Source organism: Bacteroides sp. MSK.20.82 (genome assembly GCF_019052485.1).
Classification (GTDB): domain Bacteria; phylum Bacteroidota; class Bacteroidia; order Bacteroidales; family Bacteroidaceae; genus Bacteroides; species Bacteroides thetaiotaomicron.
In genome coordinates, this window is the sequence record NZ_JAHQUN010000005.1 from 164,967 (window position 1) to 188,377 (window position 23,411).

The 23,411-nt window shown below is 43.8% G+C and carries 14 protein-coding genes; 9 read left to right on the top strand and 5 right to left on the bottom strand.

Going from position 1 to position 23,411, the window contains the following annotated elements; translation table 11 throughout:
• Nucleotides 1-58: 58 nt before the first annotated feature.
• The 4 genes from KTR07_RS07725 to KTR07_RS07740 all read left to right on the top strand — a co-directional run bounded on the left by KTR07_RS07725 (nucleotide 59) and on the right by KTR07_RS07740 (nucleotide 6,393).
• A complete protein-coding gene (locus KTR07_RS07725) occupies nucleotides 59-2,212 on the top strand; it encodes a GH92 family glycosyl hydrolase (RefSeq protein ID WP_022470723.1) in 2,154 nt (717 codons plus the stop codon).
• Nucleotides 2,213-2,238: 26 nt separating this feature from the next.
• On the top strand, nucleotides 2,239-3,372 hold the full coding sequence (locus KTR07_RS07730; RefSeq protein WP_117981316.1) for a glycoside hydrolase family 130 protein: 1,134 nt from the start codon (nucleotides 2,239-2,241) through the stop codon (nucleotides 3,370-3,372).
• Nucleotides 3,373-3,378: 6 nt separating this feature from the next.
• On the top strand, nucleotides 3,379-4,917 hold the full coding sequence (locus KTR07_RS07735) for a family 43 glycosylhydrolase (protein WP_117981317.1): 1,539 nt from the start codon (nucleotides 3,379-3,381) through the stop codon (nucleotides 4,915-4,917).
• A 93-nt stretch (nucleotides 4,918-5,010) separates the two neighbouring features.
• A complete protein-coding gene (locus KTR07_RS07740; protein ID WP_008760980.1) occupies nucleotides 5,011-6,393 on the top strand; it encodes an SGNH/GDSL hydrolase family protein in 1,383 nt (460 codons plus the stop codon).
• Between the two features lie 84 nt (nucleotides 6,394-6,477).
• Here the strand turns inward: KTR07_RS07740 and KTR07_RS07745 are convergent, their stop codons facing one another.
• The 3 genes from KTR07_RS07745 to dxs all read right to left on the bottom strand — a co-directional run bounded on the left by KTR07_RS07745 (nucleotide 6,478) and on the right by dxs (nucleotide 11,377).
• Nucleotides 6,478-7,929: a TrkH family potassium uptake protein gene (locus tag KTR07_RS07745; RefSeq protein WP_081030118.1), complete on the bottom strand. Its 1,452-nt coding sequence runs from the start codon at nucleotides 7,927-7,929 to the stop codon at nucleotides 6,478-6,480.
• Nucleotides 7,930-8,090: 161 nt separating this feature from the next.
• Entirely contained in the window at nucleotides 8,091-9,431 is a 1,341-nt protein-coding gene (gene trkA / locus KTR07_RS07750; protein ID WP_008764324.1) for a Trk system potassium transporter TrkA, read from the bottom strand.
• Nucleotides 9,432-9,433: 2 nt separating this feature from the next.
• The gene (gene dxs / locus KTR07_RS07755) at nucleotides 9,434-11,377 is read right to left on the bottom strand and encodes a 1-deoxy-D-xylulose-5-phosphate synthase (RefSeq protein ID WP_008764325.1); all 1,944 of its coding nucleotides are present in this window, start codon (nucleotides 11,375-11,377) and stop codon (nucleotides 9,434-9,436) included.
• Nucleotides 11,378-12,042: 665 nt separating this feature from the next.
• Between dxs and KTR07_RS07760 the strand changes: the two genes are divergently transcribed.
• The 5 genes from KTR07_RS07760 to KTR07_RS07780 all read left to right on the top strand — a co-directional run bounded on the left by KTR07_RS07760 (nucleotide 12,043) and on the right by KTR07_RS07780 (nucleotide 20,313).
• Nucleotides 12,043-13,032, top strand: coding sequence for a GSCFA domain-containing protein (locus tag KTR07_RS07760; RefSeq protein WP_117981318.1), 990 nt, complete (start codon nucleotides 12,043-12,045; stop codon nucleotides 13,030-13,032).
• The gene (locus KTR07_RS07765) at nucleotides 13,008-15,557 is read left to right on the top strand and encodes a bifunctional UDP-N-acetylmuramoyl-tripeptide:D-alanyl-D-alanine ligase/alanine racemase (RefSeq protein WP_008760984.1); all 2,550 of its coding nucleotides are present in this window, start codon (nucleotides 13,008-13,010) and stop codon (nucleotides 15,555-15,557) included. The genes KTR07_RS07760 and KTR07_RS07765 overlap by 25 nt, the downstream gene beginning before the upstream one ends.
• 208 nt (nucleotides 15,558-15,765) lie before the next feature.
• A complete protein-coding gene (locus KTR07_RS07770) occupies nucleotides 15,766-15,987 on the top strand; it encodes a twin-arginine translocase TatA/TatE family subunit (protein ID WP_008760985.1) in 222 nt (73 codons plus the stop codon).
• Nucleotides 15,988-15,993: 6 nt separating this feature from the next.
• Complete coding sequence (gene tatC / locus KTR07_RS07775; protein WP_008760986.1) at nucleotides 15,994-16,824, top strand: twin-arginine translocase subunit TatC; 831 nt, start codon at nucleotides 15,994-15,996, stop codon at nucleotides 16,822-16,824.
• A gap of 114 nt (nucleotides 16,825-16,938) precedes the next feature.
• Nucleotides 16,939-20,313 (top strand): ATP-binding protein, encoded by a 3,375-nt coding sequence (locus KTR07_RS07780; protein ID WP_117981319.1) that lies wholly within the window; start codon nucleotides 16,939-16,941, stop codon nucleotides 20,311-20,313.
• A 370-nt stretch (nucleotides 20,314-20,683) separates the two neighbouring features.
• Here the strand turns inward: KTR07_RS07780 and KTR07_RS07785 are convergent, their stop codons facing one another.
• Both KTR07_RS07785 and kduI read right to left on the bottom strand, forming a co-directional pair.
• Nucleotides 20,684-22,201, bottom strand: a complete 1,518-nt coding sequence (locus KTR07_RS07785; protein ID WP_008764329.1) for an MFS transporter — start codon at nucleotides 22,199-22,201, stop codon at nucleotides 20,684-20,686.
• A 259-nt stretch (nucleotides 22,202-22,460) separates the two neighbouring features.
• Complete coding sequence (kduI, locus tag KTR07_RS07790) at nucleotides 22,461-23,381, bottom strand: 5-dehydro-4-deoxy-D-glucuronate isomerase (RefSeq protein ID WP_011109101.1); 921 nt, start codon at nucleotides 23,379-23,381, stop codon at nucleotides 22,461-22,463.
• Nucleotides 23,382-23,411 lie beyond the last annotated feature (30 nt).

The following is a 23,411-nucleotide window of genomic DNA, read 5'->3' on the forward strand; positions in this document are numbered from 1 at the left end:
CTATTAGTGGTATTCCTGTTTCTTATTCGAAATAGACTCTACTAAAAGAACATCCGGAATGAAACATAAATTCTTATTTATTTTATTATTCTCTCTTGTTTTAGAAGGAATGGTTACAACACAAGCTGTGGCTGGTGACTATGTCCATCAAGTCAATACGTTGATTGGAACAAAAGGTACCGGACTGACTTCCGGATATCTTTATCCGGGAGCAACTTATCCTTATGGGATGGTACAATTTACTCCATCTTATTTTTCCAAAAGGTCGGGATTCGTTATCAATCAGTTGAGTGGTGGTGGTTGTGAACATATGGGAAATTTTCCCACTTTCCCTGTGAAGGGAAAACTGAAAATGTCACCTGATAACATCCTCAACTATCGTATAAATGTATCTGAAGAAAAAGGACATGCCGGTTATTATGAGGCTATGGTGCAAGAGGATATCAAGGCAAAACTGACAGTGACCGAGCGAACGGGGATGGCTAGTTATGAATATCCGGCAGATCAACAGTATGGTACAATAATCATTGGTGGAGGTATTTCTGCAACTCCTATTGAACAAGCTGCAATTGTTATTACTGCCCCGAATAAGTGTGAAGGTTATGCAGAAGGAGGAAATTTCTGTGGGCTCCGTACTCCGTATAAAGTCTATTTTGTAGCAGAGTTTGATACTGATGCTTTTGAAACCGGTACATGGAAGAGAGAAGAATTGATGCCAAATACAACTTTTGCAGAAGGTGAGTATTCTGGTGTATACTTTACTTTTGATGTAAACAAAAAGAAGAATATTCAATATAAGATTGGAGTTTCTTATGTTTCAGTAGAAAATGCACGTGAAAATTTGAAAGCCGAAAATGCAGAATGGGATTTCCAAAAGATACAGAATCAGGCGGAGGCAAAATGGAATCATTATTTGGGTATGATTGAAGTGGAGGGCACCAATCCCGATCGTACGACCCAATTCTATACACATTTATATCGTTCTTTCATTCACCCGAATGTTTGTAGCGATGTGAATGGGGAATATATGGGAGCGGATTTCAGAGTGCATAAGTCACGTTCTAAACACTATACTTCTTTTAGTAATTGGGATACGTATCGTACACAAATTCAATTATTATCCATGCTTGATCCGGAGGTAGCTTCCGATATTGTTGTTTCCCATCAATTGTTTGCAGAACAGTCCGGTGGCTCTTTTCCTCGTTGGGTGATGGCTAATATTGAAACAGGGGTAATGCAGGGAGATCCGACTCCTATTCTGATTGCTAATGCCTATGCTTTCGGAGCTCGTAATTATGATCCGAAACCTATCTTTAAGATTATGAGAAAAGGAGCGGAGGAACCGGGTTCTAAGTCGCAAGATGTGGAGACTCGCCCGGGATTGAAGCAATATTTGGATAAGGGTTATTATAATGCATCTATTCAATTGGAGTATACCTCAGCAGATTTTGCTATCGGACAGTTTGCATTGCATGCAGTGGGAGATGAATTTGCCAGTTGGCGTTATTTTCATTTTGCCCGTTCATGGAAGAATTTGTATAATTCGGACACAGGTTGGCTACAATCACGTAATCCGGACGGATCGTGGAAATCTCTTGGTGAAGACTTTCGTGAATCTACTTATAAGAATTATTTTTGGATGGTGCCTTATGATATTGCCGGTCTGGTAGAAATAATAGGTGGTAAGGAAAAAGCCGAGAAACGGTTGGATGAATTCTTTACGCGCTTGGATGCCGGATATAACGATGCATGGTTTGCTTCCGGTAATGAGCCGAGTTTCCACATACCTTGGATATATAATTGGATTGGTCGTCCATACAAAACACAGGAAATCATTAATCGTGTGTTGAATGAGCAATATTCAAGTAAGATAGACGGTCTCCCGGGAAATGACGATTTGGGCACAATGGGTGCTTGGTATGTGTTTGCTTGTATCGGGCTTTATCCGGAAATCCCGGGTGTGGGGGGATTTACGGTAAATACTCCAATCTTTTCATCTGTCAAGGTACATTTGAAAAAAGGTGATATTGTGATAAAGGGAGGTTCAGAAAAGGACATCTATATCAAATCCATGAAACTAAACGGAAAATCATATGAAAGTACATGGATAGACTGGGACCAGCTCAACAGCGGAGCTACTATCGAATACCGTACTTCGGGTAAACCGGACATGAAGTGGGGAGCAAAGGTCGTTCCACCATCTTTTCCTTAATTAATGAATTATTATAAAGAACAATCATGAAAAGAAAATTTCAACATATAGCTTATTTACTGATGGTTGCAGCAGTGATTACTTCCTGTGGAGAGAAGAAGCAAACATCCGAATTCCCCGATTGGGCATGGGCGGATTTTCAACGTCCGGAAGGTATTAACCCAATTGTCTCTCCTGATACCACTACTGTTTTTTATTGCCCAATGAGGCAGGATTCGGTAGCATGGGAATCTAGTGATACTTTTAATCCGGCTGCTACAATTTATGATGGTAAAGTGGTTGTGCTTTACCGGGCAGAAGATAATTCGGCGGTAGGAATTGGTTCACGCACTTCTCGCTTAGGGTATGCTTATTCTGATGATGGTTTGCATTTTAACCGGATGACTGTTCCTGTATTTTATCCGGCAGATGATAACCAGAAAGAATTGGAATGGCCAGGGGGATGTGAAGATCCGCGAGTTGCTGTGACAGATGATGGCCTTTATGTAATGCTTTATACACAATGGAATCGTAAGCAGACCCGTCTTGCCGTAGCTACTTCTCGTGATCTTCAGATATGGGAAAAATATGGTCCGGCTTTTGCAAAAGCATATGGCGGACGTTTTTTTGATGAATTTTCCAAATCTGCTTCTATTGTCACAAAATTGGTAGATGGCAAACAAGTGATTGCTAAAATTGATGGAAAATATTGGATGTATTGGGGAGAAAAGTTTGTGAACGTAGCTACTTCCACGGATTTGATTAATTGGGAACCGATGCTTGATGAAAAAGGAGACTTTCTGAAAGTAATTACTCCTCGTAAAGGTAAATTTGATAGTGACTTGACAGAGTGTGGTCCACCTGCAATCATGACTGATAAAGGTATTTTATTACTTTATAATGGTAAGAATAAGTCAGGTGCAGAGGGTGATACATTGTATACTGCTAATTCTTATTGTGCCGGGCAAGCATTATTCGATGCTAAAGATCCGACTAAATTGATTGACCGATTGGATAAACCATTCTATATTCCGGAATCAGATTTTGAGAAGAGCGGACAATATCCCGCGGGAACAGTATTTATAGAAGGTTTAGTATTCCATAATCAGAAATGGTACTTATATTATGGTTGTGCAGATTCACGTGTAGCAGTTGCTGTGTATGATCCTTTTAAGAAATAAAATGCAATGAAAAAGATAGGACTCTTTTTGTTTGGTATTTGTTTTGCATTGCAAATGGTGGCACAAGAACAAAACTACTTCACAAATCCTGTTATTCGGGGAGATGTACCCGATCCTTCCGTCATTCGGATTGAAGATACATATTATGCTACGGGTACCTCTTCGGAATGGGCGCCTTTTTATCCAATGTTTACCTCGAAGGATCTGGTAAACTGGAAACAGGTAGGGCATGTTTTTACCAAGCAACCGTCCTGGACTTCTAATTCATTTTGGGCACCAGAATTGTTTTATCATAATAATAAAGTTTACTGTTATTATACTGCCCGCCAAAAAAGTACCGGGATATCATATATCGGAGTAGCTACGTCTGATTCTCCTTTACATGAATTTACCGATCATGGTCCGATTGTAGAGTATGGAAAGGAAGCTATCGATGCATTTATTTATGATGATAACGGGCAGTTGTATATCAGTTGGAAAGCTTATGGTTTGGATACGCGTCCGATAGAATTGTTAGGATGTAAACTGTCCGCTGATGGTTTGCATTTGGATGGTGAACCTTTTACTCTTTTAGTAGATGAAAAGGGAATCGGTATGGAAGGACAGTACCATTTTAAAGAAGGCGACTACTATTATATAGTATACGCTGCCCATGGATGTTGTGGTCCTTCTAGTGACTATGATGTGTATGTAGCACGTGCAAGGAATTATGGTGGACCTTATGAAAAATATTTTGGAAACCCCATTCTTCATGGCGGAGAAGGAGATTATAAATCATGTGGTCATGGTACTGTGGTGAGAACATCTGATGGTCGTATGTTTTATATGTGTCACGCTTATTTGAAGGGAGATGGTTTCTTTATCGGGCGTCAACCGATTTTGCAAGAAATGGAAATGACGGATAATCATTGGGTGCGTTTCAAGACTGGGAATTTGGCTATAGCTGAACAGCCTATACCTTTTGTCGGTACAAAGCAAGAGCCTCTTTCGGATTTTGAAGATAATTTTAAGGGGAATCAATTGAAAGTTGATTGGACGTGGAATTATCCTTATTCAGATATACACGCTGTGCTAAAGAAAGGAAAGTTATTTTTATCCGGTACTCCAAAGAATAACAATAAATATGGTACAGCATTATGTTTACGTCCTCAATCTCCACAGTATAGCTGTGAGACGAAAGTAATGAACACAGGCAAAGGACTGAAAGGATTGACCTTGTATGGCGATGATAAAAACCTGATTGCTTGGGGAATTGAAGGAGATAAACTTATTTTGAAAGTGGTGAAAGACGATATTGAGTCAGTACTTTATGATTCAGCTTTTGCAAGTAAAGAGATATATTTGAAATTGGAAGTTGAACAGGGGTGTATATTCCACTTTTATAAAAGTCTGGATGGAAAAACATGGCAATCTGTGCAGAATACCCCTTTCAAGGGTAAATCCTTGATTCGTTGGGATAGAGTGCAGCGTCCGGGATTACTACATTATGGAGATAAGGATGTACCGGCAGAGTTTTCTTATTTTAAAATGAAGAATTTAAAATAAAAAGAAAGTAGATGGTGATAAAATTTTTAGTTTATACTATTAAATTATCCCTCATAGTAGATTAACAGTATTTGTAAAATATAGATTGATAACATGAAAAAGTTTTTAGTATTAGTTGCAGCAGTTTGCATGGCATATACTACTGCGTTTGCTCAGACCGTGAAACCTTTTAAGGAAGGTGACAGAGCTGTGTTTTTAGGAAATAGTATTACGGATGGTGGTCGTTACCATTCATTTATCTGGTTGTATTACATGACCCGCTTCCCGAATATGCCTATTCGTGTATTCAATGGAGGTATTGGTGGTGATACAGCGTATGATATGAATAAACGTTTGGATGGTGACATTTTTAGCAAAAATCCTACTGTATTGATGGTGACTTTCGGTATGAATGATTCCGGTTATTATGAATATAATGGTGATAATGCGAAAGAATTTGGTGAGCAGAAGTATCAGGAAAGCATCAAGAACTTCCAGCAGATGGAAAAACGTTTCAAGGAATTGCCACATACTCGTATCGTAATGACGGGAACTTCTCCTTATGATGAAACTGCGCAAATAAAGGATAATACGGTCTTTAAGAAAAAAAATGAGACTATTAAGAGAATTATAGAATATCAAAGAGAATCTGCTGCAAGAAATGGTTGGGAATTTACAGATTGGAATGCGCCTATGGTAGCTATAAATCAGGAACTTCAACAAAAAGATCCTAGTTTTACTCTTTGTGGTAACGATCGTATCCATCCGGACAATGACGGTCATATGGTGATGGCTTATCTTTTCTTGAAAGCACAAGGTTTTGCTGGTAAAGATGTGGCCAACATGGAAATCAATGCAAATAAGAAGCAAGCAGTGAAGGCAGAAGGTTGTACCATCTCAAATATTAAGAAAATAGGTAAAGATATTAGTTTTGATTATCTGGCAGAGGCGTTACCATATCCTTTGGATACTATTGCACGAGGCTGGGGTTCTAAGAAGAGTCAGGCAGAAGTTATAAAAGAAGTTCCTTTTATGGAAGAGATGAATACTGAATTGCTGAAAGTTACCGGTTTGAAGGGGCAATATAAACTGTTGATTGACGATCAGGAAATAGGAACCTGGGATGCTGCAGATTTGGCAAAGGGTATAAATTTAGCTGCAGAATCTAAAACTCCACAATACCAGCAGGCATTAACTATCATGCACCTCAATGAGTATCGTTGGGAACTTGAAAGAACATTTAGAGAATATGCGTGGTGCCAGTTTGGTTTCTTTCAACAAAAAGGCTTATTGTTTGCTAATGACAGAAAGGCTATTGAAGTGATGGATGAAAATGTAGAGAAGAACATGTGGTTGAAAGGACGTCGGGATCTTTATTCAAAGATGATGTTTAAAGAAATTCGCGACGCACGTGAACAAGAGATGGATGTTCTGATTTCCAAGATCTACGAAATCAACAAGCCAGTAGTAAGAAAGATTGTTCTGAGAAAAATATAATATTTCTTTAGATAAGAAAGGTTTGAATTGGTGTATGGTGGTGCCGGCTAATAGTCGGCACCTTTTTTATGTATGATATTTGATTTAATTTCTTTTCCAGAAATCGGAACTGAACAGCAGCAATACCGTAAACAACTCCAGACGTCCGAGAAGCATCAAAAAGGAGAGCAACCATTTGGCTGTATCAGGCAATTCACTCCACGAGAAGGCAGGGCCACACGTGCCGAGTCCCGGTCCCATGTTTCCTATACTTGATATGACCGTTCCGATAGATTCGAGAAATCCCACTCCGAAGCCCATCATGACAAGAATGCTGATAATGGCGATGATTGCATACAAAAATGTAAATGCCAGTACGGTAGACTGGATAGAGGGGGAGATCACCTGTTTATTCACCCGTACGGGCAATACTGCATTGGGATGCAGAATATGTTTAAATTCATTTTTGGCAACTTTGAAGAGGATAACCATGCGGATACATTTGATACCACCTGTCGTACTGCCTGCGCAAGCACCCATTATCATTACGATAAGAAGACAGCCCCAGAGAATGGAAGGCCAGAGCATATAGTCGGCAGTGGCAAAACCGGTTGAAGTCTGTAAGGAGATTACTTGGAACAGAGATTTCCGGAATGCTTCTTCTGCTCCCATCGAACTGGTCTGATAAAGCCAGACTGCTATGAAAACCGTGAAAAAGGCAACAGACATAAAATAAAACTTCAGCTCGGCATCATGGATAAACTTCTTTATTTTCCCATTGAACATCAGCAATAATAGCGTGAAGTTGACTCCCGAGAGGAACATGAAAACAGATATTACATAGTCTATGTAAGGCGAGTGGTAATATTCGATACTTGTCTGCTTGGTGGAGAACCCACCTGTACTGGTCGTGGTGAAAGCGTGGCAGATACTGTCGAAAAGTCCCATGCCCCCGAATACCAGTAATATAATCAATGTCCCCGTCATACCGGCATAGATGCCCCAGATCCATTTGGCGGTAACACCAATACGGGGATGTACTTTGTCATGAGTCGGCCCGCTGGCTTCGGCGGCAAATACCTGAATACCTCCCATACCGAAAATCGGAAGAACGGCAATCGTAAAGAATACAATTCCCAGACCGCCGATCCACTGAGTCATTGCCCGCCAGAAAAGGATTCCGTGAGGCATCGATTCTATATTATTCATGATGGTGGCACCGGTACTGCTGAAGCCGGACATTGTCTCGAAGAAGGCATCGGTGACACTTGGAATATACCCGCCTATATAATAGGGCAACATTCCAAAAAAGGAGAAAGCAATCCAGGCTACACTGACAATCACATATCCATCGCGGCGGTTGAGTGACTTTTCGGCCCCTCTTCCAATAGCAAGCATAATCACACCTACAAAGGCCGTGATAGCTGATGAAAGCAGAAAACTGTTTAAATCATCTTCCTTGTAAAATAGTGAAACACCACCGCAACACATTAACATAGCCGTTTCTATCAGTAACAGAAACCCCATGATGCGATATATCATCCTCGAATTAATCATTTTTTAAGTAATAGGTATTAAGTAATAGGTATTAAGTAATAAGTAATAGGTATTAAGTATTAAGTATTATGCGCCAAGTATCAGATATAATGTCAAGTACAAGCAGCTACGGTTATTACCTATTACCTAATACTTATTACTTATTACCTAATACCTATTACTTAATTAAAGAACTTCTCAATCTTCTTGATCATCATACTCAGGCAGAATACAACGACATGGTCTCCGGGACGAATCAGCGTATCTCCGGTTACGAGCACTCCTTCGCCATTGCGAATCATACCTCCGATGGTTGTTCCTTTGGGCAATCCCAGATCCTTGATTAAATTTTTAGTAATCTTTGCTCCGGCGGGTACGGTAAATTCAGCCACATCGGCGTTGGCAAACGTCAGGCATTTGACATTGGATACATCGGCATCCAGCATCATCTGATAAATGTGGCTGGCGGCAATCATTTTCTTATTGATGACCGTGCCGATATCAAGACTTTCCGCCATGCCGATATAGTCGATATTCTCTACTTCCGCCACCGTCTTTTCCACTCCCATACGTTTGGCGGCGAGACAGGCGAGGATGTTCGTTTCCGAATTGTCCGTCAAGGCGACAAATGCTTCGGTATTCTTTAAACCTTCTTCGATGAGCAGGTCCATATCACGACCATCGCCGTTGATGATCATGGTTTTGTCGTCCAATAATTCAGTCAGCCGGTTGCAACGGTTGATGTCGTTATCTACAATTTTTACCTGCATATAATCCGGCACGTACTGAGCGGTACGGACGGCGATACGGCTTCCGCCCATGATCATGACGTTGCGTACATCGGCATAATCCTCCTTGCCGGCTATTTTCCGGATATAAGGAATATATTTGCGTGTAGTGGTGAAATAAACAATATCGTGCAGTTTGATAACATCGTCTCCGCGCGGAATGATGGTTTCCGTTCCGCGTTTGATGGCTACCACGTGGTAAGGGATGTCCGGTGCACCCAGTTGATGGAGGGGAATATTCAGTATTTCCGCTTTTTCGCGCATCTTGGTACCGATCAGTATCAAGGCGCCTCCGCAGAATTCCCACCATTGACGTACCCAGCTCATACGCATGGAAGATACGATTTCTTTGGCAGCAAGCATTTCCGGATAGATCAATGAGTCTACACCCAGTTTCCGGAAGAATTCCTTGTTTTTGGGCAGAAGATATTCGTAGTTGTCGATGCGGGCGACAGTCTTTTTGGCACCCAGATTGGTGGCTAGCATACAGGCAGTCATATTCCTGCTTTCGTCGGGGGTGACTGCGATGAACAAGTCCGCTTCTTTCACGCCTACCTCTTTCAGTCCCGAGATGGAAGAAGGAGAAGCCGTGACAGTCAACAAATCGAAGTTGGCGCTGAGGGCACTTAGTTTTTCTTCGTCATCGTCCATCAGGATAATGTCCTGTTTTTCCCGGGACAATAATTTAGCCAGGTGGGTGCCTACGTTTCCGGCACCTGCGATAATTATCTTCATCTTCAGTTAGTTAATTCTTTTATTTTGCTCATGTCGGGCAGAAGTTCACATTGCTTCAGCAATTCTTTTGTCAGGCTGTCTTCATCCATTCCGCAGAGCTGATATAACTCGGCTACCGTGCCGTGTTGCACGAATTTATCCGGAATTCCGATGCGTTTGACTGTCGGGGTATATTCATGGTCGGCCATGAATTCAAGTACGGCACTTCCCATTCCTCCCTGAATCGTTCCGTCTTCTATGGTGACGATGTGGCGGAATGTGCGGCCCACTTCGTGCAGCAGTTCTTCGTCCAGCGGTTTGAGGAATCTCAGATCATAGTGGGCGATGCTTCTTCCCGATTCGGACTCGGCACGGGCGATGGCACTCCTTGCTTTATTTCCGATAGGTCCTATGCTGATGACAGCTATATCTTTTCCGTCCTTCAATTTCCGTCCTTTGCCTACAGGAATTTCTTCAAGCGGGCATTTCCAGTCCACCAATACGCCACGGCCACGCGGATAGCGGAGTACGAACGGACCTTTATCCGGCAGTTGTGCCGTGTACATCAGTCGTCGCAGCTCATGCTCATTCATAGGGGAGGCGATGGTCAGATTAGGTATCGGACGCAGATAAGCCATGTCGAACGCACCGTGATGTGTCGGACCGTCTTCGCCTACCAGTCCGGCACGGTCGAGACAGAGAACTACGGGAAGATTCTGAATAGCCACATCATGGATAATATTGTCATAAGCCCGTTGCATGAACGATGAATAGATGTTGCAGAAAGGCTGCAAGCCATCCTTTGCCATTCCTCCGGAGAAGGTGACGGCGTGGCCTTCGGCAATACCTACGTCGAAAGCCCGCTTGGGCATTTTGGACATGAGGATGTTCATCGAACAGCCGGAAGGCATGGCGGGAGTTACACCTACGATCCTTGGATTGGCTTCCGCCAGTTCCACCAGTGTATTTCCGAAAACGTCTTGGAACAGGGGAGGCATTCCTTCCGTATTGGCTACGAAACGCTCTCCGGTGACGGGATCGAACTTGCCGGGAGCGTGCCATTCGGTGGCGTGTTTCTCGGCAGGGGCGAAGCCTTTTCCTTTGATCGTGTGGAGATGCAGTATTTTGGGACCTTTGAGGTCTTTAATGTCACGCAATACCCTCGAAAGGTTCTTTATGTCATGGCCATCGATAGGACCGAAGTAGCGGATGTTCATTCCTTCGAATATATTCTGTTGCTGGGCGGCCATTGACTTCAGACTGTTGCCGAAGCGGATCAGTGCCTTGCGACGTTCATCGTTCAGGATGCCGAGCTTGAACAACAGGCGGGAAGCCTTGAAACGCAGTTGGTTGTAGCGGTTCGAGGTTGTCAGGTTGAACAGGTATTGTTTCATACCGCCGACACTGCGGTCGATAGCCATGTCGTTATCATTCAGGATAATAAGCAGGTTGTTCGGGGTGGTAGAAGAATTGTTCAATCCTTCAAAAGCCAGTCCTCCGCTCATCGAACCGTCTCCGATGATGGCTATCACATGACGTTGGTCGTCTCCCTTCTTGGCGGCGGCGACAGCCATGCCGAGGGCTGCGGAGATCGAATTGGAAGCGTGTCCGCAGGTAAATGTATCGTATTCGCTCTCTTCGGGAGAAGGGAAGGGGCGAATACCTCCCAGTTTCCGGTTGGTGGAGAATGCTTCACGCCGTCCTGTGAGGATTTTGTGGCCGTACGCCTGATGTCCCACGTCCCATACAATACGGTCATAAGGTGTATTGTAGACGTAGTGCAGGGCTACGGTCAGTTCCACTGTTCCGAGGCTGGCAGCGAAGTGCCCCGGATTGCAGGAGAGTTCTTTAATAATGTCTTGCCTTAATTCATCGCATACTTCCGGCAGTTGGTCTACTTCCAGACGGCGCAGATCATCGGGGCTGTTGATTGAGTTTAGCAAGTTATATATCGGTTCATTCTTCATGATTCGAGAAAATTTGGTGCAAAAATACGAAAAAGAAAGCGGAAGCCCTTTCTTTTTACCTAAATTCTTATTGTTAAAGCGAAGTACGAGGGTGGAATGGCATTCGGTCGTTGGTATATTGAAGTATGTGCCGTCGGGTTCCCGGAAGAACTGTAACTTTCTTTTTATTATGTGAAATGTGGATTAATATTACTAATCAAATGACATCTCTATTAGGGAAATAAAAGTTGCATGAAAAAAGAGAACATGAACTTGCAGAAACGTTCGTATCGTTATTAATAAATTTGATGATCGTTTATTATAGACGTGTCTTCCGTTTATTAGAAACTCTAAAATGAGATTTTGTAGGAAAAAGATTGAATTAATGCAACAAAAAAGGCTGCAAACTTCATAGAGCTTGCAGCCTTTGGGCTATATCAATCGTCTTATTCCTTAGTAAAATGAGAAGGAATAAGCTGTATTTGTTGTAATATGATACTGTATTTTATCCATGTTTTCTATTCTTTTATATCCGTTATTCATTGATTTTCTGTTTTCGGTCTACAAATATACAACATAAAAAGCCATTTGTCAAGCCTTGAATAGATTTGCGATTAAAATAAAGCGGAATATCGTATCTTTGTCGTACTTTTGCAAGAGAGAAACAATCGAAAGAAGGAGAATATATGGATTTTCAAACAAAGGTAGAACTACCGGCGGGCTTGCCGCCTGTCAGTCATGCGGAATGGATTCTCTTGATGGGGTCTTGTTTTGCAGAGAACATGGGCAGGTTGCTGGCAGAAAATAAATTTCGCGTTGACATGAATCCTTTCGGGATTCTCTATAATCCGCTGTCGGTCTCTACGGCTTTGGTGGAGATATTGAAGGGGAAGGTGTATCAGGAGAAAGACTTATTCCTATATAAGGAGTGCTGGCATAGTCCGATGCATCATGGTTTGTTCTCTGCGTCATCGCCGGAGGAAGTACTTGAAAAGATAAACACTCGCTTGTCGCAGGCCCACCGTTCGGTCCACGAACTTGACTGGCTGATGCTGACTTTCGGCACTGCCTATGTATATGAACAGAAAGAAACAAGGCAGGTAGTCTCCAATTGTCATAAACTGCCGGAGAGCTGCTTCAACCGCCGGATTCTTTCGGTAGATGAGATTGTGAACGAATATACTTCGTTGATAACCAGTATGGTGGCGCGCAATTCTCACTTGAAGGTCTTGTTCACGGTCAGCCCTATCCGGCATATACGTGACGGGATGCATGCCAACCAGTTGAGTAAATCGACCTTATTGCTTGCCATCGACCGCCTGCAACAGCTCTTCCCGGATCATGTGTTCTACTTTCCTTCTTATGAGATCGTTTTGGATGAACTGCGTGATTATCGTTATTATGCCGATGACATGCTCCATCCGTCTCCGTTGGCTGTCCGTTATTTGTGGGAACGCTTTTCGGAGGCCTTCTTTTCTGCCGAAACGAAGCAGGTGATCACTGCCATAGAAGATATTACTAAAGACTTGTCACACAAGCCTTTTCATCCGGAGTCGGAAGCGTATCAACGCTTTTTAGGACAAATAGTGTTAAAAATCGAACGACTTAACGGAAAATACCCGTACTTAGACTTTCAAAAAGAAACAGAACTATGTCATATACGATTGAATCCATAGCCGAATATATCGGTGCACGCCGTGTCGGAGAGCATGAAGCGACGATTGATTGGCTACTTACAGATAGCCGCTCTTTGAGCTTTCCGGAAGAAACCCTTTTCTTTGCTTTGCCCACCAAACGTAATAATGGTGCACGCTATATCTCCGAATTATATGATCGGGGAGTGCGCAACTTCGTGGTTACGGAAGAAGACTTTAAGAGAATGGAGAATGGAGAATGGAAAATGGAGAATGCTATGCAGCAGGATGGTGCGCAGCCTACTCCCAACTCTCGACTCTCCATTCTCGATTTCTCCAATTTCTTGATCGTGGCGAATCCTTTGAAGGCTTTGCAGAAGCTGGCCGAGGCTCATCGGGAGAATTTCAAGATTCCGGTAATCGGTATCACGGGCAGTAATGGAAAGACCATTGTGAAAGAGTGGTTGCATCAATTATTGAGTCCGGACCGCTGCATTGTCCGTTCGCCCCGCAGTTATAATTCTCAGATCGGCGTTCCCTTGTCCGTCTGGCAACTGAATGAAGAAGCCGAATTGGGCATTTTCGAAGCCGGTATCTCCGAAATGGGGGAGATGGGGGCCTTGAAGCGCATGATTAAACCGACTATCGGTATTCTGACTAATATAGGCGGTGCCCATCAGGAGAATTTCTTCTCATTGCAGGAGAAATGTATGGAGAAGCTGACACTCTTTAAAGATTGCGATGTGGTGATCTATAATGGAGATAACGAGCTGATCAGTAATTGTGTGGCAAAGTCGATGCTGACAGCCCGTGAGATTGCATGGAGCTGCAAGGATATCGAGCGCCCTCTTTATATCAGCAAGGTGACAAAGAAAGAAGACCATACTGTGATTGCTTACCGCTATCTGGATATGGATAATATCTTCTGTATTCCTTTTATAGACGATGCTTCCATCGAAAATGCGTTGAACTGCCTGGCAGCCTGTCTTTATCTGATGACTCCTGCCGATCAGATTACCGAACGGATGGCACGGCTCGAACCGATCGCCATGCGCCTGGAAGTAAAAGAAGGCAAGAATAATTGTATACTCATCAACGATAGCTACAATTCGGACTTGGCTTCTCTGGATATAGCACTGGATTTCCTGGTACGCCGTTCGGAAAAGAAAGGACTGAAACGGACACTTATCTTATCGGATATTTTGGAGACAGGGCAGAGTACGGCTACGCTTTACCGTCGGGTAGCACAACTGATAAAGAGCCGGGGCATCAACAAGCTGATCGGTGTAGGAGCGGAGATTTCTTCGTGTGCCGCTCGCTTCGAAGGTACGCCGGAACGATACTTCTTCCCCGATACAGACGCCTTGCTAAGATCGGGCATTTTTAAAACCCTTCATTCGGAAGTCATTCTGATAAAAGGTTCCCGCGTATTCAACTTTGATCTGGTATCGGAAGAGCTGGAACTGAAAGTGCATGAAACGATTCTGGAAGTGAACTTGGGTGCGATGGTTGCCAATCTGAATCACTATCGCTCCATGCTCCGCCATCCGGAGACGAAAATGATCTGTATGGTGAAGGCTGCTGCCTACGGAGCCGGATCATACGAGATTGCCAAAACATTGCAGGAGCATCATGTAGATTACCTTGCTGTAGCCGTTGCCGACGAAGGCTCCGAACTGCGTAAAGCAGGCATCACCTCCTCCATTATCATCATGGACCCCGAACTGACATCGTTCAAAACGATGTTCGATTATAAACTCGAACCGGAAGTGTACAACTTCCATTTGCTCGACGCACTGATTAAGGCGGCCGAGAAAGAAGGAATCACCAACTTCCCGATTCATGTCAAACTGGATACGGGTATGCACCGTCTTGGTTTTTCCGTCGATGAAATTCCGTTGTTGATCCGTCGTCTGAAAAGTCAGAATGCGGTTATTCCCCGATCGGTATTTTCTCATTTTGTGGGAAGTGATTCGGCGCAATTCGACTTCTTCACCCGTCAGCAGATTGAACTGTTCGAGAAAGGTTCGCAGGAATTGCAGGAAGCTTTCTCACACAAGATTCTGCGTCATATCTGCAATACAGCCGGTATCGAACGTTTTCCCGGTGCGCAGTTTGATATGGTGCGTCTGGGGATAGGACTCTATGGGGTAAGCCCAATCGACAATTCGATTATCAATAATGTAAGTACGCTTAAGACTACGATTCTTCAGATTCGGGACGTGCCCGGAGAAGATACGGTAGGCTATAGCCGGATGGGACATCTGACGCGTCCTTCCCGCATTGCGGCAATTCCTATCGGGTATGCCGATGGCTTGAACCGCCATCTGGGACGTGGCAATGCTTACTGTCTGGTGAATGGCAAGAAAGCTCCCTATGTAGGAAATATCTGTATGGATGTCTGTATGATTGACGTGACGGATATCGATTGCAGGGAAGGGGACAAAGCTGTCATCTTCGGTGACGACCTGCCGATAACCACACTTTCGGATAAGTTGGGGACGATCCCTTACGAAGTGCTGACCAGCATCTCGAACCGTGTGAAGCGAGTCTACTATCAGGACTAAAGCGCAGGCGGTAAAAACAGAATTATATGTAGTAGAATAGTGAATGGAAGACTATAAAGGTTAACGATGGATAAATGGGCGGTAAATGATAACGGGTATACTTAAATTATTTCCCGTTTCCCGTTTATAGTTTCCTGTTTTTCTTTTATAGTCTGCCGTTTTTCTTTATATTTGCACCAACTAATAAACCTCTATAATTAATAAACATATGACAAACTTATTATTATTAGGCTTTTTGCCTAGTGGCTCTGAATGGATCATTATTGCTCTTGTTATTCTTCTCCTTTTCGGTGGTAAGAAGATACCCGAACTGATGCGTGGCTTAGGTAAAGGAGTAAAGAGCTTTAAAGATGGTGTGAACGAGGCAAAAGAAGAAATCAATAAGGCAAAAGACGAAATCGACGCACCGGCAGATTCAGCTAAGAAATAATAAGCAATGGCAGAAATGACCTTCTGGGATCATTTGGATGAGTTGCGTCGGGTACTTTTTCGTGTTATCGGAGTCTGGTTTGTATTGGCAATCGGCTATTTCGTAGCGATGCCTTATTTGTTCGACCATGTAATACTGGCGCCTTGCCATAATGATTTTGTATTTTACGACTTACTACGCTTTATCGGTCAGAAATTCGATTTGACTGATGAATTTTTTACGCAGGAGTTTAAGGTGAAGCTTGTCAATATCAATTTGGCAGCTCCTTTCTTTATACATATGTCGACAGCTTTCTGGATGTCGGTAGTGACGGCTATGCCCTATATTTTCTTTGAGGTCTGGCGTTTTATCAATCCGGCCCTTTATCCGAATGAGCGGAAAGGAGTCAGGAAAGCCTTGACCATAGGAACCGGTATGTTCTTTATCGGGGTGCTTATGGGATACTTTATGGTATATCCGCTGACACTCCGTTTCCTCTCTACCTATCAGCTGAGTTCGGAAGTCGAGAACATTCTGTCGCTCAATTCGTATATCGATAACTTTATGATGCTGATTCTCTGTATGGGACTGGCTTTTGAACTTCCGCTGGTGACTTGGTTGTTGTCTTTGCTGGGAGTCGTCAATAAGTCTTTCCTGCGCAAATATCGCCGTCATGCAGTTGTCATTATCGTAATAGCTGCCGCTATCATCACTCCGACGGGCGACCCGTTCACACTGAGTGTTGTGGCTATTCCGCTTTATCTGCTCTATGAAATGAGTATTCTGATGATAAAGGATAAGAAGGAAGTTCCTGAGTTGGAAGAAGAAGAGGAAGAAGAAGGCGTGGCAAAAGTCTGATAAGCCAATTATTTATCATTCGTTTCCCCAAGTGTGTGTCAAAAGTCGATAGTAACTCAATTGAGGCTGACTTTTGACACACACACGTAATTTTTATCATATCCCTTTTGTCGTATGGAAAATGAAGGAAGAGAATCTTATGAAATCCTTTTAGCCGTTTGTAAGGCGGATCATTTGCAGCTGACTATTGGCTACAAACAGATGCGCGACTTGCTGGAAAGGCTTTGCCGCCTACATATGCACAACGGTAGTCTGCAGATGACCGATCTTTCCGCACGAATTAGTTTTGTAGCGGCCAAAGTGGGGCTTTCTGTAGCGGAGCAAAACAGACTGCATACCTTCCGACTGACCTCCAATGCCATTCTGAACCGACAACAGGAACCTACCCGCGAACACCTTCTGCGGGATGCGAAAACGCTGGCTTTCTTCATCCGTAAACTTTTTGAGGAAGATATTCCACAGGAACTGTATCGTTTGCTTCCCCGGACGGATGCAACTTATATCGTAGCTCCTCCAGCACACAAGCAGGTGCAGCGGATGCGCGTCTGTTTCCAGTATTCCGACGAGCAGTATCTGTATGTGACTCCTTTGGATGAAATAGCTGACGAACCGTTGCGTGTCCGTTACAATATTCCTCAGATCAATGAAGAATTTGCGGAAACCTGTCAGTTGCTTTGGCGCCATGCACAACTCAACTTGCTGGATGTCGCTGTTGACGAAGCAGGAATTCTGACCCCTTCGTTCATTGTCCTTGAACCGGATTATCTGCTTGATATCAGTTCATTGGCAGAATGTTACCGTGATTATGGACATCATCCGGCAAACTATTTCCTTTCCCGTCTTCAGCCGATAGAGAATGCACGCCCGTTGCTTTTAGGAAATATAGCCAACCTTTTCCTCGATGAGTGGATACATGCGGAAGGGGAGGTGGATTATCTGAAATGTATGCAGAAAGCTTTCCGGCGTTATCCGATTGAACTGGCTGCTTGTGCCGACCTGCGTGATCGGGAGAAGGAACGTCAGTTCTTTGATGACTGCAAACTCCATTTTGATCATATCCGTGAGACGGTGAATGATACTTTTCATGCCGCCGGCTACGAACTGGACAAGACGGATGCCGTGCTCGAACCTTCTTATATATGTGAAGCGCTCGGCCTGCAAGGGCGGCTCGACTATATGCAGCGCGATATGTCTTCTTTCATCGAAATGAAATCGGGAAAGGCTGACGAATATGCGATTCGCGGAAAAGTGGAACCGAAAGAGAATAATAAGGTGCAGATGCTGCTTTATCAGGCAGTTCTGCAATATTCGATGGGGATGGATCACCGGAAGGTAAAGGCTTATCTGCTCTATACACGCTATCCGTTGCTTTATCCTTCCCGTCCTTCATGGGCAATGGTCCGCCGTGTGATCGATCTGCGCAACCGGATTGTAGCGGATGAATATGGCATCCAGTTGCGGAACAGCCTGGAATATACGGCACAAAAACTGGAAGAAATAAAAGCCTCGGTACTAAACGAGCGGGGATTGTCGGGACGTTTTTGGGAGACGTATCTGCGCCCTTCTATCGATAATTTCCATGAGAAGTTGAAATCTCTCTCCACTTTAGAGAAAAGCTACTTCTATGCACTCTATAATTTTATAACGAAGGAACTTTATACGTCCAAGTCCGGTGATGTGGATTATGAGGGACGTACGGGAGCCGCTTCTTTATGGCTTTCCACTTTGGCGGAGAAATGCGAATCGGGGGAGATCATCTATGATTTAAGAATTAAAGAGAATCACGCAGCCGACGAACATAAATCCCACCTGTTGCTGGTACCGTCCGGAGAACTTCAGAGAACGGTGGCGGATGATGCGCAGCACACCCTTCCTAACTTCCGTCAGGGCGATGCCATCGTGCTTTACGAACGGAATGCGGATACGGATAACGTCACCAACAAGATGGTATTCAAAGGCAATATCGACTATCTGAACGAGAATGAAATCTGCATCCGTCTGCGTGCTACCCAGCAGAATTCCTCCGTACTTCCGTCTGATAGCCTCTATGCTATTGAGCACGATGCGATGGATACTACTTTCCGTAGCATGTACCAGGGACTTTATGCTTTTATGTCTGCTACAAAAGAGCGTCGTGATTTGCTGCTCTTTCAACGGGAGCCGCAATTTGATGTGGCATTGGATAAGCAGATAGCCGAAGCTGCCGATGACTTTACTCGTATTGCTTTGAAAGCGAAAGCAGCAAAGGACTATTTTCTGCTGGTAGGGCCTCCGGGAACCGGTAAAACGTCTTGTGCACTGAAGAAGATGGTCGAAACCTTTTATAAAGAGGAAGGAGCCCAAATTTTATTGCTCTCGTACACTAACCGTGCCGTAGATGAAATCTGTAAAGCACTTTCTTCCATTCGTCCGGAAGTAGATTTTATTCGTGTGGGAAGCGAGCTTTCATGTGACGAGAACTATCGGGATCATTTGATAGAGAATGAACTTGCTACCTGTATGCGTCGTACAGAGGTTTGCGAACGTATTAACCGCTGTCGTATATTAGTCGGTACAGTAGCGTCTATCTCCGGCAAACCGGAACTTTTCCGATTGAAGCATTTCGATGTGGCTATTGTAGATGAGGCTACTCAGATACTGGAACCTCAGTTGTTGGGTATACTTTGTGCCAAAGGAGAAAACGGAAAAGAGGGCGTTGGCAAATTTATCCTGATAGGCGATCATAAGCAACTTCCGGCTGTCGTCTTGCAGAATACGGAACAATCGGAAGTATACGATGAAGCCCTGTCTGCTGTCGGACTGAAGAATTTGAAAGATTCTCTGTTTGAAAGACTGTATCGCACAGCCCGTCAGCATACCGATGCCCATCGTACTTACGATATGCTCTGCCGTCAGGGACGTATGCACCCCGAAGTGGCTCTGTTCGCTAATCAAGCTTTCTATGAAGGTCGGCTGCTGCCTGTCGGACTGCCGCATCAACTGGAAGATTCCGGAAATATCAACCGGCTGTCTTTCTATCCTTCGCAGCCCGAACCGATGGGTTCTTCTGCTAAAACAAACCATTCGGAAGCAAAGATTGCTGCCCGTCTGGCCGCAACTGTCTATAAAGAACACTCGGAAGCATTTGATGCCTCCCGCACATTGGGGATCATTACTCCATATCGTAGTCAGATAGCTTTGGTCAAGAAGGAAATAGAAGCTCTCGGCATTCCCGAACTGAATCAGATATTAATTGACACTGTAGAACGTTTTCAGGGAAGTGAACGCGATGTGATTATTTATTCATTCTGTGTGAACTATCCGTATCAGTTGAAATTCCTTTCCAATCTGACAGAAGAAGACGGAATTCTGATTGACCGGAAACTGAACGTTGCCTTGACACGTGCAAGAAAACAGATGCTGCTGACAGGTGTGCCGACGCTGTTGGAGCGTAATCCACTCTATAAAAGTTTATTAAAATTAATAGAGAGCCTCCGGAATATTGCATAATTTTTGCAGACGTTAGTTTTTATTCTCTCTTTATGCAATTCATTAACACCTATTTGTTGAACAAACCCCTATCTTTGCAATACGTTTTTTTCATAGAGATTTAGATTTAAGGTTAGAAGAATTGTGGAAGTCGTGAGACTTCCCTTTTTTTCATCTTAACGTTTACTATCCTTCATTGTTTGAATGTGCAAGATATTTTGTAAAATAGTACAGGATGGCTATGAAGAATAAGTAAACCTAAAAAGCCTTCTTCGTGAGAAGAGGCTTTTTTGTTTTTGGAACTTTTTGAATAAATAATTGGTTAAAAAAACAGGAGGACAAACTCATGCTGAGTGCCCTCCTGTTTTTTATTCTATATAATTATATCGGATTAATCCAATACGATAGGCTTATATTTAGGAACCAGTGCTTTCATAATAACCCAACCGATCAGGTAAGCCACTGCGCATACACAGAAGATTACAAAGTAACCGGCCGGTTTTCCTTCGAATCCCATGAATGTCATCGCAGGGTGTACAAACTGTGCTCCTTGTTCCAGCAGTTCTTTTGTCATTTCCACTTCTTTGCCGTCAACCATTGTCGTTCCGGAAGCATATACAAATAAGTTACCTGCCACTTTCTGAAGAATCATTGAACCGATACCACCGGCCATACCACCGATACCGGTGATACTTGCAATTGCTGTTCGGGGGAACATATCACCTACTGTAGAGAAGATATTGGCCGACCACGACTGGTGGGCAGCTCCGCCGATACCGATCAGGATCACGGGGAACCACGGAGAGAATGTTCCCAATGGCTGTGCCAGCAATACCACTAACGGGAAGAATGCGAAAATCAACATTGCTTTCATACGTGCCGCATAAGGGTTCATGCCGGTCTTGTTGATGAAGATAGTAGGAAGCTTGCCACCGTAGATGGATAACATCGTGATTGCGTAAAGCGTGAAGATAAGTCCCATTCCCAGAGGATCGGAAGTTTTGATACCGAATTGGGAGTTCAGGTAAGACGGGGTCCAGAACAGGAAGAACCACCATACACCGTCAGTGGTAAATTTACCGAAGACAAATGCCCAAGTTTGTTTGTAGCTGAAACATTGCCAGAATCTCATCTTTTTCTCGTCTTTCTCCTCTGTTTTCGGACCTGCACCGGCCTCATTCTGGTCTTGTTCGATATATTCAAGTTCGGCTTTGTTTACGTGCTTGCTCTTTGAAGGAGCATCATACATAAATACCCAGAAGCCCATCCAGATAAAACCAAGTCCACCAATAACGATAAACGCCATTTCCCAACCGAAAGCTTTGGCAAGGATAGGAATGGTGAGCGGAGCGATCAAGGCACCGATAGAAGCACCGGCGTTGAAGATGGAAGTAGCATAAGCACGGTCTTTCTTCGGGAAGTACTCGGCAGTTACTTTAATAGCGGCGGGGAAGTTACCGGCTTCTCCGAGAGCAAGTATACAGCGTGCAGCCAGGAAGCAGTACATACTGACAGTAGCGATGGTTACCACCACGTCTCCGGTGGCTCCGGCAAGTTCGGCAGCACTGTGCAGTCCTACCTGCGCTTCTGTTACAATACCACAGACTGCGTGCAGACAGGCACCGGCAGACCATACGCCGATAGCCCAGAGGAATCCTTTCTTCGTTCCCATCCAGTCCACAAAGCGACCGGCAAAGAGCATACATATTGCGTAAACAATAGAGAATACGGAAGTGATAGTACCGTAGTGTGATTCATCCCAGTGAAATTCCGGTTTGATAAATTCATCCCAGGTGAGCGATAGTACCTGGCGGTCGAGATAGTTAACTGTAGTAGCAAAAAATAGCATCGCACAGATCGTCCATCTGTAGTTTGTCATTTTTTCGCCTGTTTTTTGAAATGCATTCATGATAATGGATTTAAATAGATTTTGATTTGCTGACAAAGGTCGGTATTTCAGCTGGATTTTTTTTGTAATAATTGGTCAAAATCATGTATAATTCGTTGCATTATACATATTATTTGTACATAGTAATGTATTATCGTAACAATTTGGTCTCTTTGGGGGAAGAATATGACAAATCCGGAAAACTTCATTCTCTCCCCGTTTCGAGGAAAGAATGAAGTTTTTCGGATCACTTGATATGTGCTAAAGAGCTGCGCAAAGATTAGCGCATTTCTGTATATTTAATCTTATCCATGTCGCCATAGTCAAGATTTTCACCAGCCATACCCCAGATGAACATATAGTTGCTGGTTCCGGCAGCTGCGTGGATAGACCATTCCGGTGACATGATAGCTTGTTCGTTCTGCATCCATACGATGCGTTCTTCCTGAGGTTCGCCCATGAAGTGGCAGATGGAGTTGCCTTCCGGCACGTTGAAGTAGAAATATGCTTCCACACGGCGACTGTGAGTATGTGCCGGCATGGTGTTCCATACACTACCCGGTTTCAGTTCTGTCAATCCCATTTGCAGTTGGCAAGGACCTTCTTCAAGTACGTTGTTAACAATCAGCTGGTTGATAACGCGGTCGTTGCTTTCTTCCATCTTTCCTGCCGCGAAAGAATTTGCTTTCAGAGAACCTTTGCGTCCGTCGATGGTGATCAACTGAGTTTTGTACTCCTTGTGGGCAGTAGCGGAGTTGATATAGAATTTTGCAGGTTTGCTGGCATCTTTGCTCTTGAAAGTAACTTTCTGCTTGCCTCTGCCTACATACAATGCATCTTTGAAGTTCAGCGTATATTCCTTGCCGTCAACAGTTACGATACCTTCGCCGCCAATGTTGATAACACCCAGTTCGCGACGTTCGAGGAAATACTTAGCTTTCAACGGATCGATAGTTTCAAGTACCAGCTCTTTTGTTGCAGGTACGGCACCACCGAAGATGAGGCGGTCGTACATGGAATAAGTTACGTTGATTTGATCAGGAACCATTACTTTTTCCATCAGGAAGCTACTACGCAGGCGGTTTGTATTATACGTTTTCACGTCTTGCGGATTGCAAGCCACCTGCATCTTGTAATTTACCTGGGCAGAAGCAGACATAGCTGCGATACCCATCATCATTGCAATTGCTAATTTTTTCATCTTTCGAATCTTTATTTGGATTATACTTAT